Below are 22,307 nucleotides of genomic sequence, written 5' to 3'. Positions count from 1 at the left end.
GACCGACGAGTGACGGAGACTAAACGTTGCGGGATACGGTCACGCCGTAGTGAGTGATCGAGTAACGGGTCAGTAACCGGGCGACGGGTCGAGCTACTCCTGTGGGACGGCGACCGGCGCGACCCGGATCTGGCGGGCCACATCGGCGGGGAGGCTCTGGCGACCCGCGTCGCCCTCGACGGTGATCATCCCGAAGGGGGCGATCTCGACGACCTCGATCTCGGTGCCGGGTTCGACGCCCGACTCCGCGAGGTAGCGCAGCTCCTCGCCGGTGCGGTGGCGGACGCGCTGGACGACGACGCGGTCGCCCACCGCGCACTCGTCGAGGCGCTTGCCGGGGGCGTCCTCGGGCGGCGCGAGGTCCGCGCCGGGGATGGGATCGCCGTGCGGGTCGACCGACGGATCGCCGAGCGCCTCGGCGATCCGCGACTCGAAGCGCTCGCTGATGTGGTGTTCGAGGCGGTCGGCCTCCTCGTGGACGTCCGTCCAGTCGTAGTCGAGCGCCTCCGCGAGGTAGGCCTCGATGAGGCGGTGGTGACGGAGCACCTCGATGGCGACGGTCTCGCCCTCGGGGGTGAGCGTCACCCCCTTGTACTTCTCGCGCTCGACCAGCCCCCGCTCCTCGAGTTTGTCGAGCATGCTCGTGACCGTGGGCGGGGTGACCTCCAACCGCTCAGCGATGGCGGACGTGGAGACGCGCTCTCCCGTCTCCCGCTGGAGAATGTAGATGGTCTTGAGGTAGTCCTCCATCACGTCGCTGAGCATGCGTGTACTCGGCGCTCCCCCGGTAAAACCGTTCCCCTGTCCGCGTCGCCGTCCACCGCTCGCGGGACGAACCGGTCGACGAAGCGGTACCGAACGGAGGGGCTACCTGCTTCCGCCGGCCGCGCGCGCGGCCGACTCCTCGGACGCCTCCCCGTCCAGGTCGAGGTCGTCGGTGTAGTGGTCCACCGCGACGACGAGCGCCCCGCCGACGACGGCCGCGACGAGGACGGGGGAGGCGCTCCCGAGCGTCCACGCGTCGACGTTCTCCGCGACCCGCTCCGCCGGATAGCGGAGCGCGCCCACCATCAGGCTCACGAGGAACGTGAGCGTCGCCGCGCGGTACCGCGTCAGCGCGTACTTCACGGCGTGCGCGACGGTGAACAGCCCGACGACCGCGCCGAGGCCGAACGCGGCGACGACGGTGCCGGACTCGACGAGCGCGCCCGCGCCTCCCCCGCGGGCGGCGACGAGGAGGGCGTCGACGAACGCCGAGAGCGTCCCGGTCAGGTAGATGTACTGGCCGAGCAGCAGCAGGATGAACGCCCCCGAGATGCCCGGGAGGATCATCGCGCAGATGGCGACCGCGCCGGCGACGGTCACGACCGGGAGCGTGTGCGGGAGCGCCCCGGCGACCTCGCCCGCGACCGCGAACGCGAGGGCGACCCCCGCGAGCCCCGCAAGCGCGCGCCCCGGCGTGCTCACGTCCACCTCGCCGTACAGGACGACGGCGCTGGCGGCGATGAGGCCGAAGAAGAAGGCAAACAGGAGCGCCGGCGTCGCCTCCGAGGCGTGCTCGACCGCCCGCGAGACGGTGACGAGGGCGGTCAGAATGCCCGCGCCGAGCGCGAGCAGGAACGGGAGGTCCATCCCGACGAGTCGGGTGCGAAGCCGCGCCCGACCGTCGGCGCTCACCGCCCCCGGGAGGAGCAGGAGCGCCCGCGGGTCGAGGTTCGTGATGGCGGTGATGAGCCGCTCGTAGATGCCGGTGATGAGCGCGATCGTCCCGCCGGAGACGCCCGGAACGGCGTCGGCCGCCCCCATCGCGACGCCCTTCAGGTAGATACCGACCCAGTCTCGAAGTGCCATTTCGTTATGCGGGGCGGGCGAGCGGGATGTGGGTTGCGGCCGGTCCCGGAGTCGGGGCCGCGGCCCGTCGGTCGGACGGCTCGCTCGGTCCCCCAAGCGACGCGGCGGGCGTCGTCAGGTTGGCCGTTCCGTTCGTGGCGTTCGTCCCGTTCGTCGCGTTGGCCCCCTCCGGCGTATCGACGCTCGCCCGTTCCATCGACACCTGCACGGGGCTGTCGTCCTCGCCGATGACCTGCGCCTCGCTCACGTCGGCGGTGGCGTTCCACGTCGTCACCGAGGCGTTGCCCCCACCGCCCTGCGTGAACGCGACGAACTCGTAGGGACCGGTCGCGCGGACGCTGACGTCGGTGCGACCCTCCTCCGGTCCCCACTGGTCGTACCCCGTCGTGGAGTAGGGGAGGGTCATCTCGAAGTTCCCCTGCGCGTCGGTCTGGGCCTGCTGGGCGTAGGTGAACGTCCCCCCGTCGGGCATCTCCATCTGGACGCGCGCGGTCACGGTCGAGTCGGGCGGCCCCTGTCCAGTGACGTTCGCGCCGTCGACGCGCTCGAAGGTCTTCACCCACGGCGTTCCCTGGCGGGACGACTCGCTCGCGTGCACTAGCCGGTAGTGTTCGAGCGCGGGGATGCGCTTGGTCGGGATGCCTTCGAGGCCGCCGACCTGCGCGGTGCCGTCCTCCTCGACGAACCGCTCGGCCTCCTCCATGCTGTCGAAGAAGCGAACCACGTTGGAGGCGTTGTCGGGCGTGCTGGGCAGGGTCTGGCCGTTCCCGTAGGTGCGCGGCTCCCAGTCGATGACCGGCACGCGGCCGTCCGGCAGGCGCGGGCTGGCGGCGCTCCCGTGGAACGTGTACAGCCGCACGCGCATGCTCTCGTAGTGGCGGTCCCCGTGCATCGTGACGACCCGCTGCCCGTTCTGATCGTAGACGTAGCCGTACAGCTCTGAGAGGCCGACCCCCTGCGTGTCGAAGACGGCGGGCGCGAAGTACTTGTCAGAGCCCGCCCGCGCGAGCTTCCAGTCGATCATCACGTATCGCGTGTTCTGCTCGCCCTCCGTCGCGAGTTCGTTCGCGTGCGTCTCGTTCGGCGCGAGCAGGAAGTTCGCGGCGTCGACCGCGCCCTGCTGGAACGGGTTGGCGTTCGGGATGCGCTCGCCCTGGACGGTGATGAAGTGGCCGTAGTCCCACCACGCCATCACGCCGTACGCCCCGTCGGGGTAGTCGAAGTCGTCGGTCCGGGCGTACGTCCCGTAGTACTCCATCGGCTCGCCGTCCGGGTCGGCGTACTGGCCCTCCTCCGGCGTGTTGTTCGCCATCCACAGGAGGCTGTCCTCCCACTGGGCGGACTCGCCGGGGCCGGTGTAGGTGCCCGTCTGCGTCGCCTGGAACACGGGTCCGGCGAGGACCGACCCCGACGTGAACGGAACGAGGAGGACGAGCACGACGGCCGCGACGACCATCACCTGCGCCGCGTCGACGTTCTTCGCCCGCCGCACGTCGTCGAGGCCGACGAACCCGACGATCTCGCCGACCAGCGCCGCGGTGAGCGTGGCGACGGGCACCGCGAGGTAGTAGTCGAAGCGCTGCTGGGTGAACGTCGCGAGCGTCATGAGCACCATCCAGATGACGACGAGCAGCGCGTCCCCGCGGGGCTCGTCCTCCTGGACGTACCGACCGAGCAGGACCAGCCCGCCCGTCGCGGCCGCGTAGTAGGCGAGTCCGTAGGAGTTGAAGAGGAACTGCCCCCACTGGTCGCGCGGGATCGGCTGGGCCTCGCCGACGGTGCGCGCCTGCGCGGTCGCGTCCAGCCCGAACACGCGGAGGACCTGCCCGACGAAGTAGTCGAAGAGGCCGGGGGTCGCGACGGCCATCAGGCCGACGGCGACGACCGCCGCGCCGAGGATGACGCCGGGGTAGGCGAGCGGGGAGATCCCGCGGGCCTCGAGTTCCCGGGCGAGGACGCCCATGACCACCAGCCCGGCCGCGAGCGCGAGCATGAGCCCCGGCTGTAGGATCGAGAAGTCGGTCGCGGTGATCGCGACCGTGGAGGTGCGGATCGAGACGAGCAGCGCCGCGACCACGAGCATGACGACCCCGGCGATGGCAACGTGCTCCGGGCTGCGCCCGCGGAGGTACGTCACGACGAGGTGGACCAGGAGGAATGGCCCGAGGATGCCGAGGATGAGGACGCCCGGCGGCCACACCCAGACGTACATCGCGATGCCGAGCCCGGCGAGCGCGGAGTAGAGGAGCGTCCCGCGGAGCGCGTCGAAGTCGCGCTGGGTGAACTGTTCGTAGATGGGCTTCTCGCGCTCGGCGACGGCGACGGCGACGACGACGCTCAGCACTGCGACCGCCTGGAAGAGCGCCTCCGCGGCGTGGTGGTCGGAGAAGCCGACCAGCGAGCGCCAGAGGAACGCCCCCGGCGTCAGCGCGAGGACGACCACGGCGATGACCCCGCCGAGACGGCCGCCGAAGCGCCTGCCGAGGTAGTAGCCGGGGATCGCCGTGAGGGCACCGATGACCGCCGGGGCGAACAGCAGCGTCATCGCCGTCGCCTCCGACTGCGGGCCGGGGTAGAACAGGCCGACGACGATGGCGGCCGTCGCGACGAGCTGGTCGTAGAACGTCCCGAACTGCCCCGACGCCGTCCCGTAGGGGAAGTAGGTCCACGGGTCGAAGGGCATCGTGAACGGCCAGTTCCGGACGGAGTACGTCGTCGTGCGGAGGTGGTACCAGGCGTCGTTACCGTTGAACAGGACCCGACCGTCGATCAGGAAGTTCTCCCACGACTGCACCCGTATCCAGAGCATGTATGCGAGGAGGAGGGCGAGCACGGGAACGTGGTACAGCTCCTGCACGCGGTCGAGGACGGCGTCCGTGTCGAGCGAGAGCCGGTCCTCCTGCTCCGTGCGTTGGCTCATTGAACTGAGGAAGTCCCAACGCGCCCATAAGCCTTCTGACCTCACGTCAGTCGTGAAAGAAATCGGAGCGCCGCGAGCGCGGCGCTCTCGAGGACGCGGCGCGTTCGAGGGGGCCGTCGGGAAAGGAAAACGCCATTGTACCGCCCGGAAGTGGTGACGACCATGCGCGTCTCGGTCGTCGTCTGTACGCACACCACCGACCGCTACCCCGACCTCCGCGAGGCCGTAGAGAGCGTGCTCTCGGGCACCTACGAGGACCGGGAAGTCATCGTCGTCAGCGACGGGAGCGAGGCCGTCTACGAGCGCGCGCTCGACGACTACGGCGACCGCGAGGACGTGCGGGTCCACCTGCAGGAGCCGAACGCCGGGCTGCTGGCCGCGCGCAACGCCGGGGCCGCCGTCGCCGAGGGGGACGTGGTCGCGTTCATCGACGACGACGCCCTCGCCGACGAGCGCTGGCTGGAGGAACTCGTCGCCGCGTACGACGCGGGCGGCGAGCGTGCCTGTTCGGACCCCGGTCGGGGGAATCCGGCTCGCGATCGCGTGCTCGCGGCGGGCGGGAAGATGGTCCCCGAGTGGGTCGCCGGCCGCCCCGGGTTCCTCCCCGCGGAGTTCTACTGGCTCGTCGGCGTCACCCACCGGGGGTTCGCGGACGGTCCGGGCGAGGTCCGGAACACGTTCGGCTCGAACATCTCGTTCCGCCGCGAGGTGTTCGACGAACTGGGAGGCTTCGACACCGACATCGGCGGACGCAGGGGCGACAGGCACCTCCAGGGCGGCGAGACGGAGCTCTGCGCCCGCCTCCGCGCGGAGTACGGGACTGGCGTCTACTACACGCCGGACGCCGTCGTCGCACACAAGATCTTCGACTACCGGACCGACCCGCTGTGGCTCGTCCGGCGGGCGTTCTGGCAGGGGTACTCGAAGCGGGGGATGGAGGTGTTCGTCCCCGAATCGACGGGGGAGGAGGGCGAGTTCCTCGGCGACCTGTTCACCCGGTTCGTCCCCTCGCGCCTGCGGGGGCTGGTCGCCGACCCGTCGACGGAGCGGGCCGCCCAGTTACTCGCCCTGCTCGTCCTGACGGCGGCCGTCGGGTTCGGGTACCTCTACGGCTACGTCAAGTGGCGGTGAGTCGGATCGCCCGTCGGCGCGACGACCGACGGCGACCGCCGTCGGTCCCGTCAGTCGTCCTGCTGTGCTGACCCCGACCGGCCGCGGTCGGCGATCCCGCCCAGCAGCCACTCCCTGTAGCCGAGCACGCGGCGCTCGTGCTCGTCGCCCGGGATGCGCCGCTGGGTCTGTGCGTAGTTCACGAGGGTGACGAGGAAGACGCCGCCGACCGTGTTCCCGAGGAGGACGGGGAACACGAAGTCCCAGAGCACCGGGAGCACGGCGGCCCCCTCCTCGAAGACGTAGTAGAACGCGTCGCAGGTGGAGACGACGACGTGGTACAGTTCGGCGACGGGGATGCACAGGAAGATCACGAACACGAGGACGAACCGGGTGACCGAATCGCGCGACGCGTGGAGGAGCCAGACCAGCCCCGCGACGAGCCACCCCGCGAACACGGCCTTGAAGAAGAGGTCCCACCACGGGGTCTCGACCGCCTTCGAGGCGAACTCGGCACCCACCTTCGCCACCTCGGGCGTCATCACGCCGCTGTGCGCGAGCACGAACGCGCCGAGCGCCGCGCCGGTGACGTTCGCCACCAGCACGACGCCCCAGACTCGGAGGAGCGACGGAACGCTGATGACGCGGGTCAGCGTGAGCGCCACGGGGGGCAGCGTGTTCTCCGTGTACAGCTGGTAGCGACCCATGATGATGTAGACGAACCCGACGGGGTACAGCAGGCTCCCGAGGAGGTGGGTCCGGTCGTTCGGGACCGCCGCGGTCAACACGGCGTGCAGCAGGAACGTCAGCGTGATCGCGAACCCCGCGGCGAGCCCGCTGAAGAACAGCTCCCGGCCGGACGAGTCGATCTCGGCGTTCGCCGAGGCGACGATCCGCTGGAAGATCTCGTCCGCCGAGAACATGTCGCGGACGGCCTCGCCGGCCGCCGGCGCGCCGCTCGCCGATTGATCGATCGCTTCCCTGACGTCCTCCTTCCCGTCGTCCTGACTCATTGTCTCTGGGTGCGCCGGCGCTCGGTGGTTCCTCCACGCGACTCCGCGACGTACCTGGGTGAGAACACCCCACGCCCCTTACGTCCCTCGGCTAGCTCACATCCCCGTGGGTGTTTCGAAGGGTTCGCGATTCACTCCCGGTACTCGCTGCTCTCGTGGTCCCAGATGAGATCGAAGTAGCGGTTGAGACCGGCGACGAACGCGCCGTTCTCGGTGATGACGGCCTCCCGGAGGTGGTTCGGCACGTCGTCCGCCTGCACGAGGAGGATGGCCGTCCCGTCGTCGTAGTCCATGGTCGGGTCGGCGAGCGTCCCGCGAAACGGCAGCGCTTCGAGGCTGAAGCGGATGCCGATCTCGGGGTACTCCCGCTCGATGTACTCGACGAGTTCGGCCTGTCGCTCGCGGTTCGGGGGCGAGAGGTTCCCGGGGTGGAGCATGAGCACCCGCACGTCGAGTCCGCGCTCGACGGCGTCCGCGACGGCCGGTTCCACCGTCTCGATGTACTCGAAGGCCTTCGTGAGGACGCGCACGCGCTCGCGGGCCTCGTGGTAGATTCGCTTGGTCTCCGTCTCGCTCGGCTCGCCCACGTCGACGACGTAGAACAGTTCCTCCGCGGCGGTGACCTCCTGGCCGGCGCGCTCGAAGCGCGGGCCGAACTCCGCGAGGAACGCCTCCCGCTCGGCCTCGATGTCCCGGACGAACTCCTCGTAGGCCTGGCGCTGGTTCTCCTCGGCCCGGTCGAGGATCTCCTCCGGCGGTCGCGGGAGGTACTGTTTCGGACGGCCCGGGATGACCTTCACGAACCCCCGGTCGGCGAGCGCGTCGAGCACGCCGTACACCCGCGCCTTGGGGATGCCCGCCGCCTCGGCGAGGTTGGGAGCCGTCGTCCGCCCGAGCGAGAGCAGTTCCGTGAGGGCGGTCCGCTCGTACTCGGTCAGCCCGAGGCGCTCGAACACGTCCGTCTCGCTCATACCCGCCACTCACCCCGGGGGACCGTAAGCGCGCCGATGAGCGGGGAAACCGTCTCCTCCCAAAGATCTATATGCGATGCTCCCTAGTTACTCGGATAACGAGTAACCATGGCAGATCAAGACCGCCGCGATGACGATCGGCATCACCTGGACGAGCTCGAAGACGGGTGCGGGTGCGCCGAGGTGTGGGAGCACCTGAGCGAGCAGCGCGAGAAGGCAGAGGCGGCCCGCCAGGAGACGGCGGGCGCGACGCGGTAACGTCGGATACGTCGGGGTGGACGGCGGCGATCGGCCGAGGGGTTTTTGCGAGTCGGTGGACGACTTCAGGTAATGACCGACTCGCAGGTGTGCGTCCTCGTCCCGACCTACCAGGAAGGCGAGACCATCGGTAGGGTCGTAGACGGGTTCCGGGAGCAGGGGTTCGACAACGTGCTCGTCGTCGACGGGCACTCGACCGACGGGACGCAGGACATCGCCCGTGAGCACGGCGCGCGCGTGATCGAACAGTCGAGGACCGGCAAGGGGCAGGCCGTCCGCGAGGCGCTCGACTACATCACCGCGCCGTACGTGTTGATGATCGACGGCGACGCGACGTACGACCCCGCCGACGCCCCGGCGATGCTCGAACCGCTACTCGACGGGCGCGCGCAACACGTCATCGGCGACCGCTTCGCGGACATGCGTCCCGGCGCGATGACCCGCCTCAACAGGATGGGGAACCGGTTCATCAACACCGCGTTCGAGGTCATCCACGGCCGGAACTTCGGCGACATCCTGAGCGGCTACCGGGCGTTCACCCTCGACTCGGTGCGACGGTTCGAACTCACCGCGAACGGCTTCACCATCGAGACGGAGCTCGCCGTCGAGTGCGTCAAGCACCGGGTCACCACGGCCGTCGTCCCGGTGAGCTACCACTCCCGGCCGGACGAGTCCGACACGAACCTCAGCCCGTTCAGCGACGGCGGGCGCATCATCGTCGCGCTCTACGCGCTGGCGAAGACGAACAACCCCCTCTTCTACTTCGGGAGCGTCGGCATCCTGCTCGTGCTCGTCGGCGCGACGCTCGCGGGCTACGTCGGGATCGAGTGGTTCACGCGGAACATCTCCCACGAGGCGATCGCCGTCGTCTCCGGCGTCGCCATCCTCCTCGGGGCGCAACTGCTCGCCTTCGGGGTCCTCTCCGACATGGTCGTGGTGGTCAACCGGGAGCAGACGCGCCGCCTGGAGGAGCTGAACGATCGGCTCGCGGCGCACTTCGACGAGTCGCGCCCCGACGACGGCCGGCGGGAGCGCGCCGACGGCGAGCGCGAGTCCCCCGCCGGGGACTACGAGCGCTCGCCGCTAGAACGGGACGAGCGAGCGTAGCCGTCCCAGGAAGCCGGGCGCGGCCCGCTGGCGCCGTTCCTCGAAGACCGGATGTAACGCGTTCAGTAGCTCTCCCTTGTGCTCGAAGTGCGCCGCCGAGGTCTCGTCGAGCGCCTCGGCGACGGTCATCGTTCCGCCCGACGCGTCGTACGGGATGGCTTCGTCGCCGACGGCGGCCCGGACGTCCGCCGCGTCGGCCGGAAACACCAGGTCCGCCCGCTCCAGTCGCTCGTCGAGCGCGGCGATGCCGAACGCCAGCGTGTCGGGTTCGTCCAGGTTGTCGTCGGTCGGGGGTCGAACGCCCATGAGCGGGAACTCGGGGCGACGCCTCGAAAAACCTGCGCAATTCCGGCGTCTCGTGGATCGTCGGCGAGGTGCGGCGGCCGAGCGTCCGGTAACTCGGCTTCGAACGGGCGGCGATCGACGCTTCTACCGCAACGAGTCGCGCGGACAACCCAACGGATATGGGCGTCTGGCCGATACGCCCTCTCATGACGGAGTACACCACGGTGTCGATACCGAAGCCGCTCGCGGAGCGGGTCGAGGAGACCATCGAGGGGACGAGCTTCTCGAGCACGAGCGACCTGGTCCGGTTCCTCCTGCGGAGCATCGTCATCCAGCACCAGCGGACCGGGGGCCTGAGCGAGGCGGAGTTCGAGGAGATCGCGAAGCAGCTTCGGGACCTGGGATATCTACGAGACTGACTCCGCCGGGGGCGTCGCGTCGAGGACCGTGAACTCGCGTCGACGCCCGCTCCGGTCGAAGGGGACGACGCCCTCCCACGGCGGGACGGCGACGAACACGACCTCGTGCAGGTCGTCGGACTTCTTCAGCCCGAGGTGTCCGTCCGGGTGCGAGACGAACCGGCCCTGCGTCCGCGGCGTTCCGAGGTCGACCCCGAAGACCGCGCGCACCGAGGGCGCGGTCTCCGGCATGTAGAAGTGCGTGAACACGGGGAGCTCCGGGTCGAGGTGGGAGACGCCGTCGAGCGACGCCGCGGGAGTGACCAGCAGCCCGATCGTCACCGATTCGGGATCACGCTCGCGGGCGAACTCCAGCAGTCCGTCGACCAGTCCGCGGGTGACGTAGATCACGGAGCACGATACGATTCCGAACATCTTAAGTTAGCTGACGAGTCTTATCCCGTGAGACAGTTTGTGACTATATTTTTTCTAAATTGAATTTGCTAACGTACAGTCTTTTATGACAAAAAATTTATGATTGTGCGCGCTGATTAGTATTCTGTATGTCCGACAACAGCATCGCGGAGTACGTGGCGGAGCACCCGAAGATGGCCGGCGTCCTGTTCACGGTCCTGCTGCTGCTCTCGCAGGCGGGGACGGCGATGGCCGGGTGGGGTACGGCGAACCCGGGTCCGTAATCAGTCGTCGAGAACGAGCGACGAACTCCAGATCAGCCGACCGTCGAGCCGAACCGGCGAATCGTCGAGCGAGAGAAACGCTTCGAACTCTTCTCGGGTGAGCGAGAACGTCCGCAGTTCACCGGGGATCAGCGAGCACGTCTCGTAGCCCTTCATGGCGGGGGTGAACGTCGTGCCCATCCCCGCGCTACCGGTCGGGTAGGTCCGGATGGTCACCTCGTACCGGTCGCCGGCCGACTCGACGGTCGAGAGGACGGGTACGAGGCTCTCGGCGTGGGCGATGTCCACGTTCCCGTCCCCGACGACGAGGTACTGTCCGCCGACGACGCTCTCCTCGCGCGCGACGTCGAGCGCGGCCCGGAGCGTGAAGCCGCTGTTGAGCAGGCGCGCCATCGTCCGCCCGACGGCGGTCGCGCCGGTGTTGATGACGGGATCGAGCGTGGCGACGCCGCCGATGGCCCCCGCGTCGATGAGCGCCATCCCCTGTTCGTAGGAGGCGCAGGCGTTGAGGAAGAACGCGTTCATGCCGACGGCGTCGAGCGTCCGGGCGTCGAGCAGTCCGTCGGAGCACTGGAAGCCGCCGTCCTCGATGTGGCCGATGTAGTGGAAGTAGTCGATCTCGGATTCGAGGACCAGGCGGAGTCGGTCGGTCGTCAGGTCCCGGTAGACCGTCACGTCGAAGGGGAGGTTCGCGCGCGACCCGTAGACGCCGCGAGCGTCGTCGTGCTCGTCGAGCATCGACTCGTCGTTACAGACGACGACGATGCTCAGGTCGCCGCTCTTCGGGCGCTGCTCGAGGCGGTTGCGGAACGCGGTCGGGGACGCCTTGGTGGCACCGACGGGTGCGTCGGTACCGACCCAGACCTCCTCCAGGGAGTCCGTCTTGGCGGGCCTGACCAGGCGCGGGCGAGCGGCGTTCCCGGTCGTGCGCGCCGCCTCGCCCCGGACCGGCTCTCCCCGCATGAACATCTCGATCGACTCCGCCGACGCGGCCGTGGCGACGGGGGTGTGTCCCGCGGGCGTGCGGATCACCGCGAGGTCGTCGGCGAGAAACGGGAGCGCCTCCACGCCCGACGGGATCGGCTCGACGTGCGCGGTCTGCTTCCACGTCGGCGCGTGCGGCGCGAGCGCCTCGAACGGGACCGAGAGGTACGACTCCAGCTGTTCGGCCAGCGGGCGGTCGTACAGCGCGGCGAAGTCGAGGTCCGCGTCGAGGTGACGCTCGACGATCCGGCGTTCCGCGAGGTCGACCGGATAGATCCCCTCGGTGCGCACGAGGCAGTCCAGGAAGAAGACGTGCTTGAGGACCCGCTCGACCTCGCGCTCGTAGCCGTCGGGGCCGTCGAGCGGGTAGGCGAAGCCGTCGTCGGTGACGAGTCGTGGCTCGTCGCCGGGAACGACCCGCGCGCCCAGGTAGTAGGCGAGCGGCGCGGCGACGAACGCCGCCGAGAGCGACGGCGGCAGTTCGAGCGTCACGCCCGTCTCCGGCACCGACAGCCCGTCGGGTATCGACAGCTCGTCGCCGAGTTCGATCGCCGGCGGATGTCCGCGCAGGGTGGGAAACGAGCGCTCGCACGTGGTCGTCTTCAGCGCCGATCCGAGGTACGATATCGCCGTCATCACGTCCTCCGGGTCGTCGGTGGTGGTGATCGTCGCGGCGGGGCGCTCGTGGTACGAGCGGGCACCGACGATCACCTCGCGCTCGCGGTCGAACTCGATCGTCGTCGAGCCGTCGTCGAGGTGCACGGTGCAGGGTCCCTCGACGCGGAGGTAGAGCTTGACGGGGGCACTCAGTTCGACGTGGTAGACGCCGGCGGGGAGCGTTCGGTCCTCGAAGTGCGTCACCTCGTGGACGAGCGCGCCGTCGGGGTCGCGGACGTAGGTGGCGACGACCTGGGGGAGCGACACGGCGCTCGTGGTGAGCGCCGCCGCCGCGTCCACCGGAAGGGCGATGCGGTGCGGGGAGACCGACCGCGGTTCGACGGACGTGGCCGTAGCGAGGTCACACTGACGCCGCTCGATGCTGTCCGTGATCCGAACGCCGTCGCCTGCCGGCAGCGGTTCGACGGCGACGAACGTCACGGCAGCTCAGCCTCCACGCCCGACGGGATACCCATGACTACCTGTGTAGTGTCGGTGAACGATAAAAACCCTTCGCGTGGATCGCGGAAACTCGTCCGGGGCGCTAGCCGAAGACGAACTCGCGAACGGTCCTGGCGTAGAGCGCGGGGGTCCGCCGTCTGCCGTTGGTCACCGCGTCGCGGACGGCACGCGTCGCGTCCTCGTGGACTCCCTCGCCGTGTCCGACCAGCACGCGCTCGACGTCGAGGTCGGCGAGTTCCGTCGGCGGGAGCGGCCGGAGCATCGGGTGGACGCCGATGCGCTCGTCCGACGTGCAGAAGTACGGGGCGGTCCCGAGCGCGTCCGCGACGACGAGCGTCCCGTCGGTCTCGTCGTAGAGGTACGCCTCCCGCCAGACGGGCCAGTCGACGAGTTTGTGCACCCGGAACCCCGTGCCGTCGAGCGACGTCTCGACGTCGTCGATCGGCACCTCGAGTTCGGCGTCGACGTTCGACATCCACGACGGACGGTGGACGGCGACGCCGTGACGGCGAGCGATCGTCGCCGCGTCGCGCCTGTGTCGGTCGAGCAGGAGCACGACGCCCCGAACGGTCCCGAGGTCGGAGAGCAGGTCGTCGAGCCCGCGCGCGTCGACGGGATCGACCAGCCACACCTCGCCGTCAGTCGCGAGGGCGTGGCTCGCGCGTTGCATCCGCTCGTCGGGGTAGGCGAGCCAACCGACGCCGCCCTCGAAGCGGTCGATCTCCCGGAGGGACGTCGGACCGGACCCTTTCATCGGCATGGGATCGAGTTGGTCCGCGCGGGACATATATCGTCTGATGTGCGCCGCCGACCGGGGTGCGCACTCGCTCTCCTCACGCCTCGGGCTCTCCCGGAGCCTCGCACGTTTATGCCGCGGGCGGCCCAACGTTCAGGGTATGCTCTCGTCCCTTCGCTGGCTCGCCCTCGAGGTGAAGTACCTCGACCCCGCGGGCGAGTTCTACGAGCGACACCTCGACCTCCCGCTCGCCGAGCAGCGCGAGGCGGAACTCGTCTTCGACGCGGGCGGGACCGACCTCGTGCTCCGCCGCCCCTCGGGCGTCCCCCGCGGCGGGCTCCACGTCCACTACGCGTTCGCGACGCCGCCCGACCGCTACGACGACTGGTGGGAGCGCCTCTCGAGGCGGTTCGACCTCACCGAACACCGCTTCGGGAGCGCCCGCTCGCTCTACTTCTACGACCTGGAGGGCAATTGCGTCGAGATCGGCCAGCGCGGCGAGGGCGACCGGGACATCGCGGGGATCTTCGAGGTCGTCCTCGAGGTCGAGGACCTCGACCGGGCGGAGGCGTTCTACACGACCCTCGGCCTGGACGTGACGAACAGGGGCGCAGAACGTCGGCGGGTCCGCCTCACGACCGGCGCGTTCGACCTCGAACTGTGGGAACCGCACCTCGGGCTCGCCGACGCGCGCGGCGGCGTCCACGCGGACGTCGGGATCGAGGCCGAGGATCCGACGGCCGCGGCCGAGCGCGTCGGCGGACAGGCCTGCGACGTCGAACCCCTCGCGGAGGGCGTGCGCGTGCGCGACCCCGACGGCCACTACGTGACGCTCGTCCCGTGACGCGCCGGGCGATCAGCCCAGCCGGTCGGTGTCGATGCTCACGCCCTCGGGCGTGACGACGAGGAAGCGCCGGAAGTGGACGAGCTGGCCGCCCTCGTCGCGCACGTCGCGGGCGAACCCCGACGCGAGTTCGTTCAGGTCCCCCTCCACGGCCAGGACGAGCACCGCACCCTCCCGGACGAGGCGGGCCCACTCGGTCGGCGCGGTCGTCCCGTCGAGGACGCCGAGGACGACGCGACCGCTCGCGTCCGTCGCGTCGTCGATCTCGCGCTCGACCGTCCGCAGGTCGAGTTCGAAGTCACTCATACTCCTCCCTCTGCGCGCTCACGATAAAAACCCACTTTTTGCCGCGAGAGCGGCCGAAGGCCGCTCCCTGGCAAAACCTGGACTAAAACTCTCCTCACTCCTTCAGTCGCTGCGCTCCCTCGGGGGTTCTCGATCCGCTCGCTCGGCGCTTCGCTCACGGCCGGCGCTGCCGACCGTTCGCGTTGTCCGCGGGACTCTTCGAGTCCCGCGCCACTCGCGGGTGCCGCGCTGGTGTCGGCGGTGGTGCCCCCGGCCTGCCGGCCCACATATTTATATCAGAGAACGGGACCAGCGTCCGTGTGACGTGAGAGTCGTCGCGGGGCGCTCTGCGGTCGTGCGACGCCACGCCCCGCGAACCAGATCCCGCCCGCGGCGTCGCCTGTACGCCAACCTTTTGCTGCACTCGGCGGCGAAGCCGCGTCGCTGGCAAAAGCTGGAGCAAAGTCCTCCTCACCCCCTCGCTTCGCTCGGGGGTTCGTCACCGGAACGCGGCGCGTTCCGGTTGGCTCACGAGCGTTCCACCCTCGTGAACGTCGGTCCGCTCGTTCGCGCCCGTGGCGCTCACTCGCGGGTGCGCGACCGCCAACGCCCCGACGCATCTCCCGTTCGCAAGGACGTTTTGCCAGCGAAGCGCGCGGAGCCCAGCAACATCTCCACTGAACCCCCGCTCCCTCTTTGCGGTCGGTCGGCGGGTGCGGCCTCGCTCCGCTCGGTCGCGCGGACGACGGAACCTCCCGGCAGCGGCCGCACTACTCCCGCTTCACGCCCGGGTTCGTCACCGCGCCGTTGGCCGCGGAGTCGAAGTCCCGGCCGTACTTCGCCAGGACGCCGGAGGTGTAGGGCGGTTCCGGCTGCTCCCGGTCGTCGAGGCGCGCGTCGAGTTCCTCGTCCGTGAGGTCCACCTCCAGGGTGCGCTCGGGAACGTCGACGCGGATCGTGTCGCCGTTCTCGACCGCGGCGAGCGGCCCGCCGACGAACGCCTCGGGCGCGGCGTGGCCGATCATGGGGCCGCGGGTCGCGCCGGAGAACCGGCCGTCGGTGATGAGCGCGACGTCGTCCTCGTGGCCCTGCCCGACGACGGCGGCGGTGACGCCGAGCATCTCGCGCATGCCGGGGCCGCCGCGGGGGCCCTCGTTGCGGATGACGAGCACGTCGCCGCTCTCGACGCTCCCCTCCTGGACGTAGCGCATGGCCTCCTCCTCGTTCTCGAAGACGCGCGCCGGCCCCTCGTGGCGGTCCGCGTCCTTCTGGGTGACCTTCAGCACCGCGCCGTCGGGTGCGAGGTTGCCCTTCAGGATCTTGATCGCGCCCTCGTCGCTGAAGGGGTCGGAGACGGGTCGGAGGAAGTCCGCCTCGATACCGTCGTCGTCGGGGAGATCGAGTTCCTCTAACTCGGCCGCGATCGTCCGCCCGGTGACGGTCATCGCGTCGCCGTGGAACAGCCCCGCGTCCAGCAAGCGGCGGATCACGACCGGGACGCCGCCGGCCTCGTGGAGGTCCTGCATGACCCGCGTGCCGCCGGGCTGGAGGTTCGCGATCTTCGGCGTCCGCCTCGAGATCTCGTCGAAGTCGTCGATCGAGAGGTCGATGTCCGCCTCCGCGGCGAGCGCGAGCAAGTGGAGCACGGCGTTGGTCGAGCCGCCCATCGCCACCTGGAGCGCGATGGCGTTCTCGAAGGACTCCCGCGAGAGGATCTCGGAGGGTCTGCGGTCGCTCTCGACGCAGTCGAGGGCGAGTTCGCCGGCGCGCCGGGCGACCTCGTAGCGCCCCTCGCCCTCCGCGGGCGGGGAGGCGCTGCCGAGCGGGGCGAGGCCGAGCGCCTCGCTGATGGACGCCATCGTGTTGGCGGTGAACATCCCGCCGCAGGAGCCCGCCCCCGGACAGGCGTGGCGTTCGAGGTCGTCCAGTTCGTCCTCGGTCATGTCGCCCTGCGCGTACGCGCCGACGCCCTCGAAGACGTTCTGGACGGTGACCTCGCGCCCCTCGTGCTCGCCGGGGAGGATGGACCCGCCGTAGAGGAACACGGAGGGCAGGTCGGTTCGGATGGCGGCCATCATCATCCCGGGAAGGTTCTTGTCGCACCCCGCGACGGTGACGAGCGCGTCCATGCGCTCGCCGAAGGCGACGAGTTCGACGCTGTCGGCGATCACCTCGCGGGAGATGAGGCTCGCCTTCATCCCCTCGGTGCCCATCGAGATGGCGTCGGAGATGGTGATCGTGCCGAACTCGATGGGCATGCCGCCGGCCTCGTCCACGCCCTCGATCGCGGCCGCCGCCACGTCGTCGAGGTGGACGTTGCAGGGGGTGATGTCCGCCGCGGGGTTGGCGACGCCCACCATCGGGGAGGCGAGGTCCTCGTCGTCGAAGCCCATCGCGCGGAACATCGCGCGGTGGGGCGCGCGCTCCGGCCCCTCGGTGACTTCGCGGCTCCGCAGGTCCGCCGACTTCGCCGGTTTCGGCTCCCGGCGCGATTGCTGCTGGCTCATACCACCCGGAACGGCCGCGAGGGCATAAACGCCCACCCTCTGTCAGGATTTGCTGGAAGCCCGAGCGCCGCGGCGGTGGCGGCGACGGCGGCCGTGCTACCGCCAGACGGAGCGTGCGAATATGGCCCCTTGGGACAAGCTTAATGTACCCCCGACTCATGGACGAAGTACAATGTCCCAGACTACGGAGGGCACGTCGGATACCCCGGCGGGTCGAGTTCTTCCAGGGCACGCTGAGTAACTTCGACGAGATCAGCACTGCACAGATTTTCGACACGACGCTGCGCGACGGTGAGCAGTCGCCGCGGACATCGTTCTCCTACGACGACAAGCGGGAGATCGCCGCACGGCTGGACGCCATGGGGACCCACGTCATCGAGGCCGGGTTCCCGGTGAACTCCGACGCGGAGTTCGCCGCGGTCCGCGACATCGCCGCCGACGCGACGGCGACCGTCTGCGGGCTGGCGCGCGTGGTCGACAAGGACGTCGAGGCGGCCATCGACGCGGACGTCGACATGGTGCACGTCTTCGCGAGCACGAGCGACGTACAACTCGAGGACTCCATGCACGCCACGCGCGAGGAGGTCGTCGAGCGCTCGATCGCGTCGATCGAGCGCGTCCGCGAGGCGGGCATCGAGGTGATGTACTCGCCGATGGACGCCACGCGCACGGACACCGACTTCCTGATCGAGGTGGTCGAGGCGGTCACCGACGCGGGCGTGGACTGGATCAACGTCCCCGACACGTGCGGGGTCGCCACGCCGACCCGCTTCGCCAGACTCATCGCGACGATCCGGTCGCACACGGACGCGAAGATCGACGTCCACACCCACGACGACTTCGGGCTGGCGACGGCCAACGCCATCGCCGGCATGGAGGCCGGGGCCGCGAGCGCGCAGGTGAGCGTCAACGGCATCGGCGAGCGCGCCGGCAACGCCGCCTACGAGGAGGTGGTGATGTCCCTCGAGAGCCTCTACGGCGTCGACACGGGGATCGACACCACCGGTATCCGCGCGCTGGCGGACCTCGTCGAGGAGAGGAGCGCAATGCCGGTGCCGGCGAACAAGCCGATCGTGGGGGGGAACGCCTTCGCCCACGAGTCGGGCATCCACGCCGCGGGCGTCATCGAGAACTCGGCGACGTTCGAGCCGGGCGTGATGACACCCGAGATGGTCGGTGCGACGCGCGAGCTGGTGATGGGCAAGCACACCGGCACCCACTCGGTACGCGAGCGCCTGGTCGAGGCCGGCTACGAGCCGACCGACGACGAGGTGCGCGCGGTCACCCGGCGCGTCAAGGACCACGGCGCGGCCAAGGAGCGCGTCACCGACGAGACGTTCGAGCGCTTCGCGAGCGAGATCGGCGTCCGCCAGCCCGAGCGCGTCACGGAGGGCCCCCGGTAGGATGGTCCGCCAATCGATCCGCCACCGCCGAGCGCAGCGGCCGCGCCGGGCGGGACGGCGGCGGATCCGGCCGCGGCGACAGTATTGCCGACCGAGGAAGGTTTATGTCGGTGGAGTCCCCACGCCCGCTAATGACACGCGGCGTTCGCGGGGGTTCACACGCCCCGGTCGCGAGCGGCGCGTTCGACTCGATTCTCGCGATAATTGTAGGGGCCGCCTAGCCCCTACACCATCCATCCCCCGACGCTACTTGCCGTACCGACTTCGAGCAGCGACGCACGGTCATCGATGGACGCGAGCACACCACCACGAAGAACACGACGCGGAGGAACAGCATGAGTGAACCAGGCTCACGGGCGCAGGCGGCGGCTCCGCCGACGTCCGAGGAGGAGGGCGAACGAGAACGAGCCGACGCGGCGGCCGAGGCCGAATCGTCGGATCGGTCGTCGACAGCGGAGCGGACGACCGGCGCGACGGCAGTCGTCGCCGCGCTCGAGAGCGCCGGCGTCGAGCACGTCTTCGGCGTGCAGGGCGGGGCCATCATGCCCGTCTACGACGCCCTGTACCACTCGGACATCGCCCACGTGACGATGGCCCACGAGCAGGGCGCGGCGCACGCCGCGGACGCCTACGGGCAGGTGACGGGCGAGCCCGGCGTCTGCTTCGCCACGTCCGGCCCCGGCGCGACCAACCTCGTGACGGGTATCGCGGACGCCGACATGGACTCGGATCCGCTCGTCGCGCTCACGGGGCAGGTGCCGACGGACTTCGTCGGCAACGACGCCTTCCAGGAGACCGACACGGTGGGCGTGACCCGGCCCATCACGAAGGCGAACTACTTCGCGGACGACGCCGACGCGGTCGGCGACCTCGTCTCCGGGGCGTTCGCGCTCGCCGGCGAGGGCCGCCCCGGCCCGACGCTGGTCGACCTGCCGAAGGACGTCACGACGGCGGAGACCGAGGCCCGCCAGACGGAGCCGCCGGAGGAGCCGCCGGTCCCCGCCGCCGACTCCGAGGCGGTCGAGGCGGCTGCCCGCGCGATCGCCCGCGCGGAGAAGCCGCTGATCCTGTCCGGCGGCGGCGTCACGAAGGGCGAGGCGAGCGAGCAGCTGCGGCGGTTCGCCACCGCGTTCGAGATCCCGGTCGTGACGACGATGCCCGGCATCGGCACCTTCCCGGAGGACCACGAGCTGTCGCTGTCGTGGGCCGGGATGCACGGCACCGGCTACGCCAACATGGCGATCAGCCACACTGACTGCCTGCTCGCCGTCGGCACGCGCTTCGACGACCGCCTCACGGGCGGCATCGAGACGTTCGCGCCGGACGCCGAGGTCGTCCACGTCGACATCGACCCCGCCGAGATCTCGAAGAACGTCCACGCGGACTACCCGCTGGTGGGCGACGCGGGGACGGTGCTCGAGCAGCTGTACGACGCGATGTCGAACGGACCCGCCGCCGAGACGGTGCGGGCCGGCGACCGCTGGGGCGCGTGGCGCGAGCAGTGCGCGACGTGGAGGGAGGAGTACCCGTTGACCTACGACACGCCGGACGACGAGCCGCTCAAGCCGCAGTTCGTCGTCGAGGCGCTCGACGCGATCACGTCGGACGACGCGATCGTCACGACGGGCGTCGGGCAGCACCAGATGTGGGCGGCGCAGTTCTGGACCTACACCGAGCCGCGGACCTACGTCTCCTCCCACGGGCTCGGCACGATGGGCTACGGCCTGCCGGCCGCAATCGGCGCGAAGATCGCCGCGCCGGACCGGGAGGTCGTCTGCTTCGACGGCGACGGCTCGTTCCTGATGACGATCCAGGAGCTCTCGGTCGCGGTGCGCGAGAACCTGGACGTCACGGTCGTCGTGCTGAACAACGAGGCGATCGGGATGGTCCGCCAGTGGCAGGACGCCTTCTTCGGCGGCCGCCGGATGGCCTCCGAGTACCCGTGGATGCCCGACTTCGCCACCCTCGCGGAGGCGTTCGGCGCGCGCGGGTTCACCCTCGACTCGTACGACGACGTCGCCGACACGCTGGAGGCGGCGCTCGCCTACGACGGGCCGTCGGTCGTGGACGCCCACATCGATCCCGCCGAGAACGTCTACCCGATGGTTCCCAGCGGCGGCGCGAACGACCAGTTCGCCCTCTCGGAGGACCACCTGTGATGCGGGGACCGGCCCCCGAGGAGCGTCCCCGTCCGGCGGGTCGGCGCTCGGCGCAGGGCATCCGCGTCGACCCGCACGCGGAGGCGACCCACGAACCGCGGCGGACCGCCATCTCGGCGCTCGTCTACCACGAACCCGGCGTGCTGGCGAAGGTCTCCGGACTCGTCAGTCGGCGGCAGTTCAACATCGAGTCGCTGACCGTCGGGTCGACGACCAACCCCGAGACGGCGCGCATCACGCTGGTCATCGAGGAGCCGGAGCCCGGCGTCCGGCAGGTGGAGAAGCAGCTCCTGAAGCTCCAGCCCGTCATCTCGGTCCGCGAACTCGGAGGCGACGCCGTCCGGCGCGAACTCGTCGTGTTGAAGGTCCACGGCGACGAGCCCGACAAGGTCAACGCGATAACCCAGATGTACGACGGCCGGACGCTCGACGCCGGCCCGCGCACCATCACCGTCGAGATAACCGGCGACGAGCAGAAGATCGACGACGCGATCGACGCCTTCCGACAGTTCGGCATCCGCGAGCTCGCCCGGACGGGACAGACCGCGCTGGCGCGCGGCGACGAGTGGACGACCGACGCCGAGGAGGAGCGCTACGAACGCATGCGAACGCAGACGCAGACCAATGAGTGACAACGCGACCATCTACTACGACGACGACGCACAGTCCGACTACATCACCGACAAGACCGTAGCCGTCCTCGGCTACGGCAGCCAGGGCCACGCCCACGCGCTCAACCTCGCGGACAGCGGGGTCGACGTGGTGGTCGGCCTGCACGAGGGCTCCTCTTCGCGCGACGCGGCCCGCGAGGACGGCCTCCGGGTAGCCACCCCGAGGGAGGCGGCCGCCGACGCGGACGTGGTCGTGATGCTCGTCCCCGACACCGTCCAGCCGGCGGTGTTCGAGGACATAGCCGACGAACTGGAGGCGGGGAACACGCTGATGTTCGCCCACGGGTTCAACGTCCACTACAACCAGATCCGCCCGCCCGAGGACGTGGACGTGACGATGATCGCGCCGAAGTCGCCGGGTCACCTCGTCCGGCGCAACTTCGAGGCCGGCGAGGGCACCCCCGGCCTGCTCGCGATCTACCGCGACGCCACCGGCGAGGCGAGGCAGGAGGCGCTCGCCTACGCGCAGGCGATCGGCTGCACCCGGGCGGGCGTCATCGAGACGAGCTTCCGGGAGGAGACCGAGACGGACCTCTTCGGCGAGCAGGCGGTGCTCTGTGGCGGCATCACGGCCCTGATCAAGGGCGGCTACGAGACGCTCGTCGAGGCGGGCTACAGCCCCGAGATGGCCTACTTCGAGTGCCTGAACGAGATGAAGCTCATCGTGGATCTGTTCTACGAGGGCGGGCTGGCAGAGATGTGGAACTCCGTCTCCGACACCGCCGAGTACGGCGGGCTCACCCGCGGCGAGGAGATCGTCGACGACCACGTGCGCGAGAACATGCAGGGGATACTCGAGGGGGTCCAGAACGGCGAGTTCGCCCGCGAGTGGATCGCGGAGAACCAGGCGGGCCGCCCGAGCTACACCCAGCGTCGACAGGCCGAGATGGAGCACGACATCGAGGAGGTCGGCGCGCAGCTGCGCTCGCTGTTCGCGTGGGCGGAGGAGGAGGCGGACCGGACGCCGAAACCGCCGGCGGACGACTGA

Annotated in this window: 21 protein-coding genes; 10 read left to right on the top strand and 11 right to left on the bottom strand. The window is 70.0% G+C overall.

Annotation, left to right across the window (positions count from 1 at the left end; translation table 11 throughout):
* Positions 1-93: 93 nt before the first annotated feature.
* The 3 genes from P1K31_RS05090 to P1K31_RS05080 form a co-directional block, all read right to left on the bottom strand.
* Positions 94-765 carry a metal-dependent transcriptional regulator gene (locus tag P1K31_RS05090; protein ID WP_276305199.1) on the bottom strand — a complete coding sequence of 224 codons (672 nt, stop codon included), beginning with the start codon at positions 763-765 and terminating at the stop codon, positions 94-96.
* Positions 766-867: 102 nt separating this feature from the next.
* Positions 868-1,851 carry a DUF368 domain-containing protein gene (locus P1K31_RS05085; RefSeq protein ID WP_276305198.1) on the bottom strand — a complete coding sequence of 328 codons (984 nt, stop codon included), beginning with the start codon at positions 1,849-1,851 and terminating at the stop codon, positions 868-870.
* Between the two features lie 4 nt (positions 1,852-1,855).
* Positions 1,856-4,771: an oligosaccharyl transferase, archaeosortase A system-associated gene (locus P1K31_RS05080; RefSeq protein WP_276305197.1), complete on the bottom strand. Its 2,916-nt coding sequence runs from the start codon at positions 4,769-4,771 to the stop codon at positions 1,856-1,858.
* Positions 4,772-4,933: 162 nt separating this feature from the next.
* Here P1K31_RS05080 and aglG point away from each other — a divergent pair, with 162 nt between their 5' ends.
* Positions 4,934-5,902 carry a glucosyl-dolichyl phosphate glucuronosyltransferase gene (gene aglG, locus P1K31_RS05075; RefSeq protein ID WP_276305196.1) on the top strand — a complete coding sequence of 323 codons (969 nt, stop codon included), beginning with the start codon at positions 4,934-4,936 and terminating at the stop codon, positions 5,900-5,902.
* 50 nt (positions 5,903-5,952) lie between these two features.
* On the opposite strand, the gene P1K31_RS05070 is transcribed toward aglG, so the two are convergent.
* Positions 5,953-6,894, bottom strand: coding sequence for a formate/nitrite transporter family protein (locus P1K31_RS05070; RefSeq protein WP_276305195.1), 942 nt, complete (start codon positions 6,892-6,894; stop codon positions 5,953-5,955).
* A gap of 131 nt (positions 6,895-7,025) precedes the next feature.
* Entirely contained in the window at positions 7,026-7,865 is an 840-nt protein-coding gene (locus P1K31_RS05065) for a TrmB family transcriptional regulator (protein ID WP_276305194.1), read from the bottom strand.
* A gap of 108 nt (positions 7,866-7,973) precedes the next feature.
* Between P1K31_RS05065 and P1K31_RS05060 the strand changes: the two genes are divergently transcribed.
* Together P1K31_RS05060 and aglJ are read left to right on the top strand one after the other, a co-directional pair.
* Complete coding sequence (locus P1K31_RS05060; protein ID WP_276305193.1) at positions 7,974-8,123, top strand: DUF8595 family protein; 150 nt, start codon at positions 7,974-7,976, stop codon at positions 8,121-8,123.
* A 72-nt stretch (positions 8,124-8,195) separates the two neighbouring features.
* Positions 8,196-9,230 (top strand): S-layer glycoprotein N-glycosyltransferase AglJ, encoded by a 1,035-nt coding sequence (gene aglJ, locus P1K31_RS05055; RefSeq protein ID WP_276305192.1) that lies wholly within the window; start codon positions 8,196-8,198, stop codon positions 9,228-9,230.
* Here the strand turns inward: aglJ and P1K31_RS05050 are convergent.
* Complete coding sequence (locus P1K31_RS05050) at positions 9,207-9,536, bottom strand: DUF5789 family protein (RefSeq protein ID WP_276305191.1); 330 nt, start codon at positions 9,534-9,536, stop codon at positions 9,207-9,209. The two genes, aglJ and P1K31_RS05050, sit on opposite strands and share 24 nt — an antisense overlap.
* A gap of 185 nt (positions 9,537-9,721) precedes the next feature.
* Here P1K31_RS05050 and P1K31_RS05045 point away from each other — a divergent pair, with 185 nt between their 5' ends.
* Positions 9,722-9,934, top strand: a complete 213-nt coding sequence (locus P1K31_RS05045; RefSeq protein ID WP_276305190.1) for a ribbon-helix-helix domain-containing protein — start codon at positions 9,722-9,724, stop codon at positions 9,932-9,934.
* Here the strand turns inward: P1K31_RS05045 and P1K31_RS05040 are convergent.
* A complete protein-coding gene (locus P1K31_RS05040) occupies positions 9,923-10,324 on the bottom strand; it encodes a JAB/MPN domain protein-containing protein (RefSeq protein ID WP_368410882.1) in 402 nt (133 codons plus the stop codon). The two genes, P1K31_RS05045 and P1K31_RS05040, sit on opposite strands and share 12 nt — an antisense overlap.
* Positions 10,325-10,476: 152 nt before the next feature.
* Here P1K31_RS05040 and P1K31_RS05035 point away from each other — a divergent pair, with 152 nt between their 5' ends.
* Positions 10,477-10,611, top strand: a complete 135-nt coding sequence (locus tag P1K31_RS05035; protein WP_276305188.1) for a DUF7503 family protein — start codon at positions 10,477-10,479, stop codon at positions 10,609-10,611.
* Here P1K31_RS05035 and P1K31_RS05030 read toward each other — a convergent pair whose 3' ends face one another.
* Together P1K31_RS05030 and P1K31_RS05025 are read right to left on the bottom strand one after the other, a co-directional pair.
* Entirely contained in the window at positions 10,612-12,693 is a 2,082-nt protein-coding gene (locus P1K31_RS05030) for a hypothetical protein (protein WP_276305187.1), read from the bottom strand.
* Positions 12,694-12,796: 103 nt separating this feature from the next.
* Positions 12,797-13,474, bottom strand: coding sequence for an MBL fold metallo-hydrolase (locus P1K31_RS05025; protein WP_276305186.1), 678 nt, complete (start codon positions 13,472-13,474; stop codon positions 12,797-12,799).
* Between the two features lie 136 nt (positions 13,475-13,610).
* Between P1K31_RS05025 and P1K31_RS05020 the strand changes: the two genes are divergently transcribed.
* Positions 13,611-14,294: a VOC family protein gene (locus P1K31_RS05020; protein ID WP_276305185.1), complete on the top strand. Its 684-nt coding sequence runs from the start codon at positions 13,611-13,613 to the stop codon at positions 14,292-14,294.
* A 12-nt stretch (positions 14,295-14,306) separates the two neighbouring features.
* Here P1K31_RS05020 and P1K31_RS05015 read toward each other — a convergent pair whose 3' ends face one another.
* Together P1K31_RS05015 and ilvD are read right to left on the bottom strand one after the other, a co-directional pair.
* On the bottom strand, positions 14,307-14,600 hold the full coding sequence (locus P1K31_RS05015; RefSeq protein WP_276305184.1) for a DUF5779 family protein: 294 nt from the start codon (positions 14,598-14,600) through the stop codon (positions 14,307-14,309).
* A gap of 749 nt (positions 14,601-15,349) precedes the next feature.
* Entirely contained in the window at positions 15,350-17,086 is a 1,737-nt protein-coding gene (gene ilvD, locus P1K31_RS05010) for a dihydroxy-acid dehydratase (RefSeq protein ID WP_276305183.1), read from the bottom strand.
* Positions 17,087-17,244: 158 nt separating this feature from the next.
* On the opposite strand from ilvD, the gene P1K31_RS05005 reads away from it, so the two are divergent.
* The 4 genes from P1K31_RS05005 to ilvC all read left to right on the top strand — a co-directional run bounded on the left by P1K31_RS05005 (position 17,245) and on the right by ilvC (position 22,307).
* Positions 17,245-18,489, top strand: a complete 1,245-nt coding sequence (locus P1K31_RS05005) for a LeuA family protein (protein WP_276305182.1) — start codon at positions 17,245-17,247, stop codon at positions 18,487-18,489.
* A gap of 335 nt (positions 18,490-18,824) precedes the next feature.
* The gene (ilvB, locus tag P1K31_RS05000) at positions 18,825-20,648 is read left to right on the top strand and encodes a biosynthetic-type acetolactate synthase large subunit (RefSeq protein WP_276305181.1); all 1,824 of its coding nucleotides are present in this window, start codon (positions 18,825-18,827) and stop codon (positions 20,646-20,648) included.
* Positions 20,648-21,280, top strand: coding sequence for an acetolactate synthase small subunit (ilvN, locus tag P1K31_RS04995; protein ID WP_276305180.1), 633 nt, complete (start codon positions 20,648-20,650; stop codon positions 21,278-21,280). Before ilvB ends, ilvN begins: the two co-directional genes overlap by 1 nt.
* Positions 21,273-22,307 carry a ketol-acid reductoisomerase gene (gene ilvC / locus P1K31_RS04990; protein ID WP_276305179.1) on the top strand — a complete coding sequence of 345 codons (1,035 nt, stop codon included), beginning with the start codon at positions 21,273-21,275 and terminating at the stop codon, positions 22,305-22,307. Before ilvN ends, ilvC begins: the two co-directional genes overlap by 8 nt.

It is taken from the genome of Halomarina halobia (assembly GCF_029338575.1).
Taxonomy (GTDB): domain Archaea; phylum Halobacteriota; class Halobacteria; order Halobacteriales; family Haloarculaceae; genus Halomarina; species Halomarina halobia.
This window is presented reverse-complemented; position numbering and strand designations above follow the sequence as displayed.

What these genes read in the sequence shown, in the direction of transcription:
- P1K31_RS05090 (WP_276305199.1), bottom strand. Translation starts at nt 765, where the DNA reads ATGCTCAGCGACGTGATGGAGGACTACCTCAAGACCATCTACATTCTC.
- P1K31_RS05085 (WP_276305198.1), bottom strand. Translation starts at nt 1,851, where the DNA reads ATGGCACTTCGAGACTGGGTCGGTATCTACCTGAAGGGCGTCGCGATG.
- P1K31_RS05080 (WP_276305197.1), bottom strand. Translation starts at nt 4,771, where the DNA reads ATGAGCCAACGCACGGAGCAGGAGGACCGGCTCTCGCTCGACACGGAC.
- aglG (WP_276305196.1), top strand. Translation starts at nt 4,934, where the DNA reads ATGCGCGTCTCGGTCGTCGTCTGTACGCACACCACCGACCGCTACCCC.
- P1K31_RS05070 (WP_276305195.1), bottom strand. Translation starts at nt 6,894, where the DNA reads ATGAGTCAGGACGACGGGAAGGAGGACGTCAGGGAAGCGATCGATCAA.
- P1K31_RS05065 (WP_276305194.1), bottom strand. Translation starts at nt 7,865, where the DNA reads ATGAGCGAGACGGACGTGTTCGAGCGCCTCGGGCTGACCGAGTACGAG.
- P1K31_RS05060 (WP_276305193.1), top strand. Translation starts at nt 7,974, where the DNA reads ATGGCAGATCAAGACCGCCGCGATGACGATCGGCATCACCTGGACGAG.
- aglJ (WP_276305192.1), top strand. Translation starts at nt 8,196, where the DNA reads ATGACCGACTCGCAGGTGTGCGTCCTCGTCCCGACCTACCAGGAAGGC.
- P1K31_RS05050 (WP_276305191.1), bottom strand. Translation starts at nt 9,536, where the DNA reads ATGGGCGTTCGACCCCCGACCGACGACAACCTGGACGAACCCGACACG.
- P1K31_RS05045 (WP_276305190.1), top strand. Translation starts at nt 9,722, where the DNA reads ATGACGGAGTACACCACGGTGTCGATACCGAAGCCGCTCGCGGAGCGG.
- P1K31_RS05035 (WP_276305188.1), top strand. Translation starts at nt 10,477, where the DNA reads ATGTCCGACAACAGCATCGCGGAGTACGTGGCGGAGCACCCGAAGATG.
- P1K31_RS05025 (WP_276305186.1), bottom strand. Translation starts at nt 13,474, where the DNA reads ATGCCGATGAAAGGGTCCGGTCCGACGTCCCTCCGGGAGATCGACCGC.
- P1K31_RS05020 (WP_276305185.1), top strand. Translation starts at nt 13,611, where the DNA reads ATGCTCTCGTCCCTTCGCTGGCTCGCCCTCGAGGTGAAGTACCTCGAC.
- P1K31_RS05015 (WP_276305184.1), bottom strand. Translation starts at nt 14,600, where the DNA reads ATGAGTGACTTCGAACTCGACCTGCGGACGGTCGAGCGCGAGATCGAC.
- ilvD (WP_276305183.1), bottom strand. Translation starts at nt 17,086, where the DNA reads ATGAGCCAGCAGCAATCGCGCCGGGAGCCGAAACCGGCGAAGTCGGCG.
- P1K31_RS05005 (WP_276305182.1), top strand. Translation starts at nt 17,245, where the DNA reads ATGGACGAAGTACAATGTCCCAGACTACGGAGGGCACGTCGGATACCC.
- ilvB (WP_276305181.1), top strand. Translation starts at nt 18,825, where the DNA reads ATGAGTGAACCAGGCTCACGGGCGCAGGCGGCGGCTCCGCCGACGTCC.
- ilvN (WP_276305180.1), top strand. Translation starts at nt 20,648, where the DNA reads ATGCGGGGACCGGCCCCCGAGGAGCGTCCCCGTCCGGCGGGTCGGCGC.
- ilvC (WP_276305179.1), top strand. Translation starts at nt 21,273, where the DNA reads ATGAGTGACAACGCGACCATCTACTACGACGACGACGCACAGTCCGAC.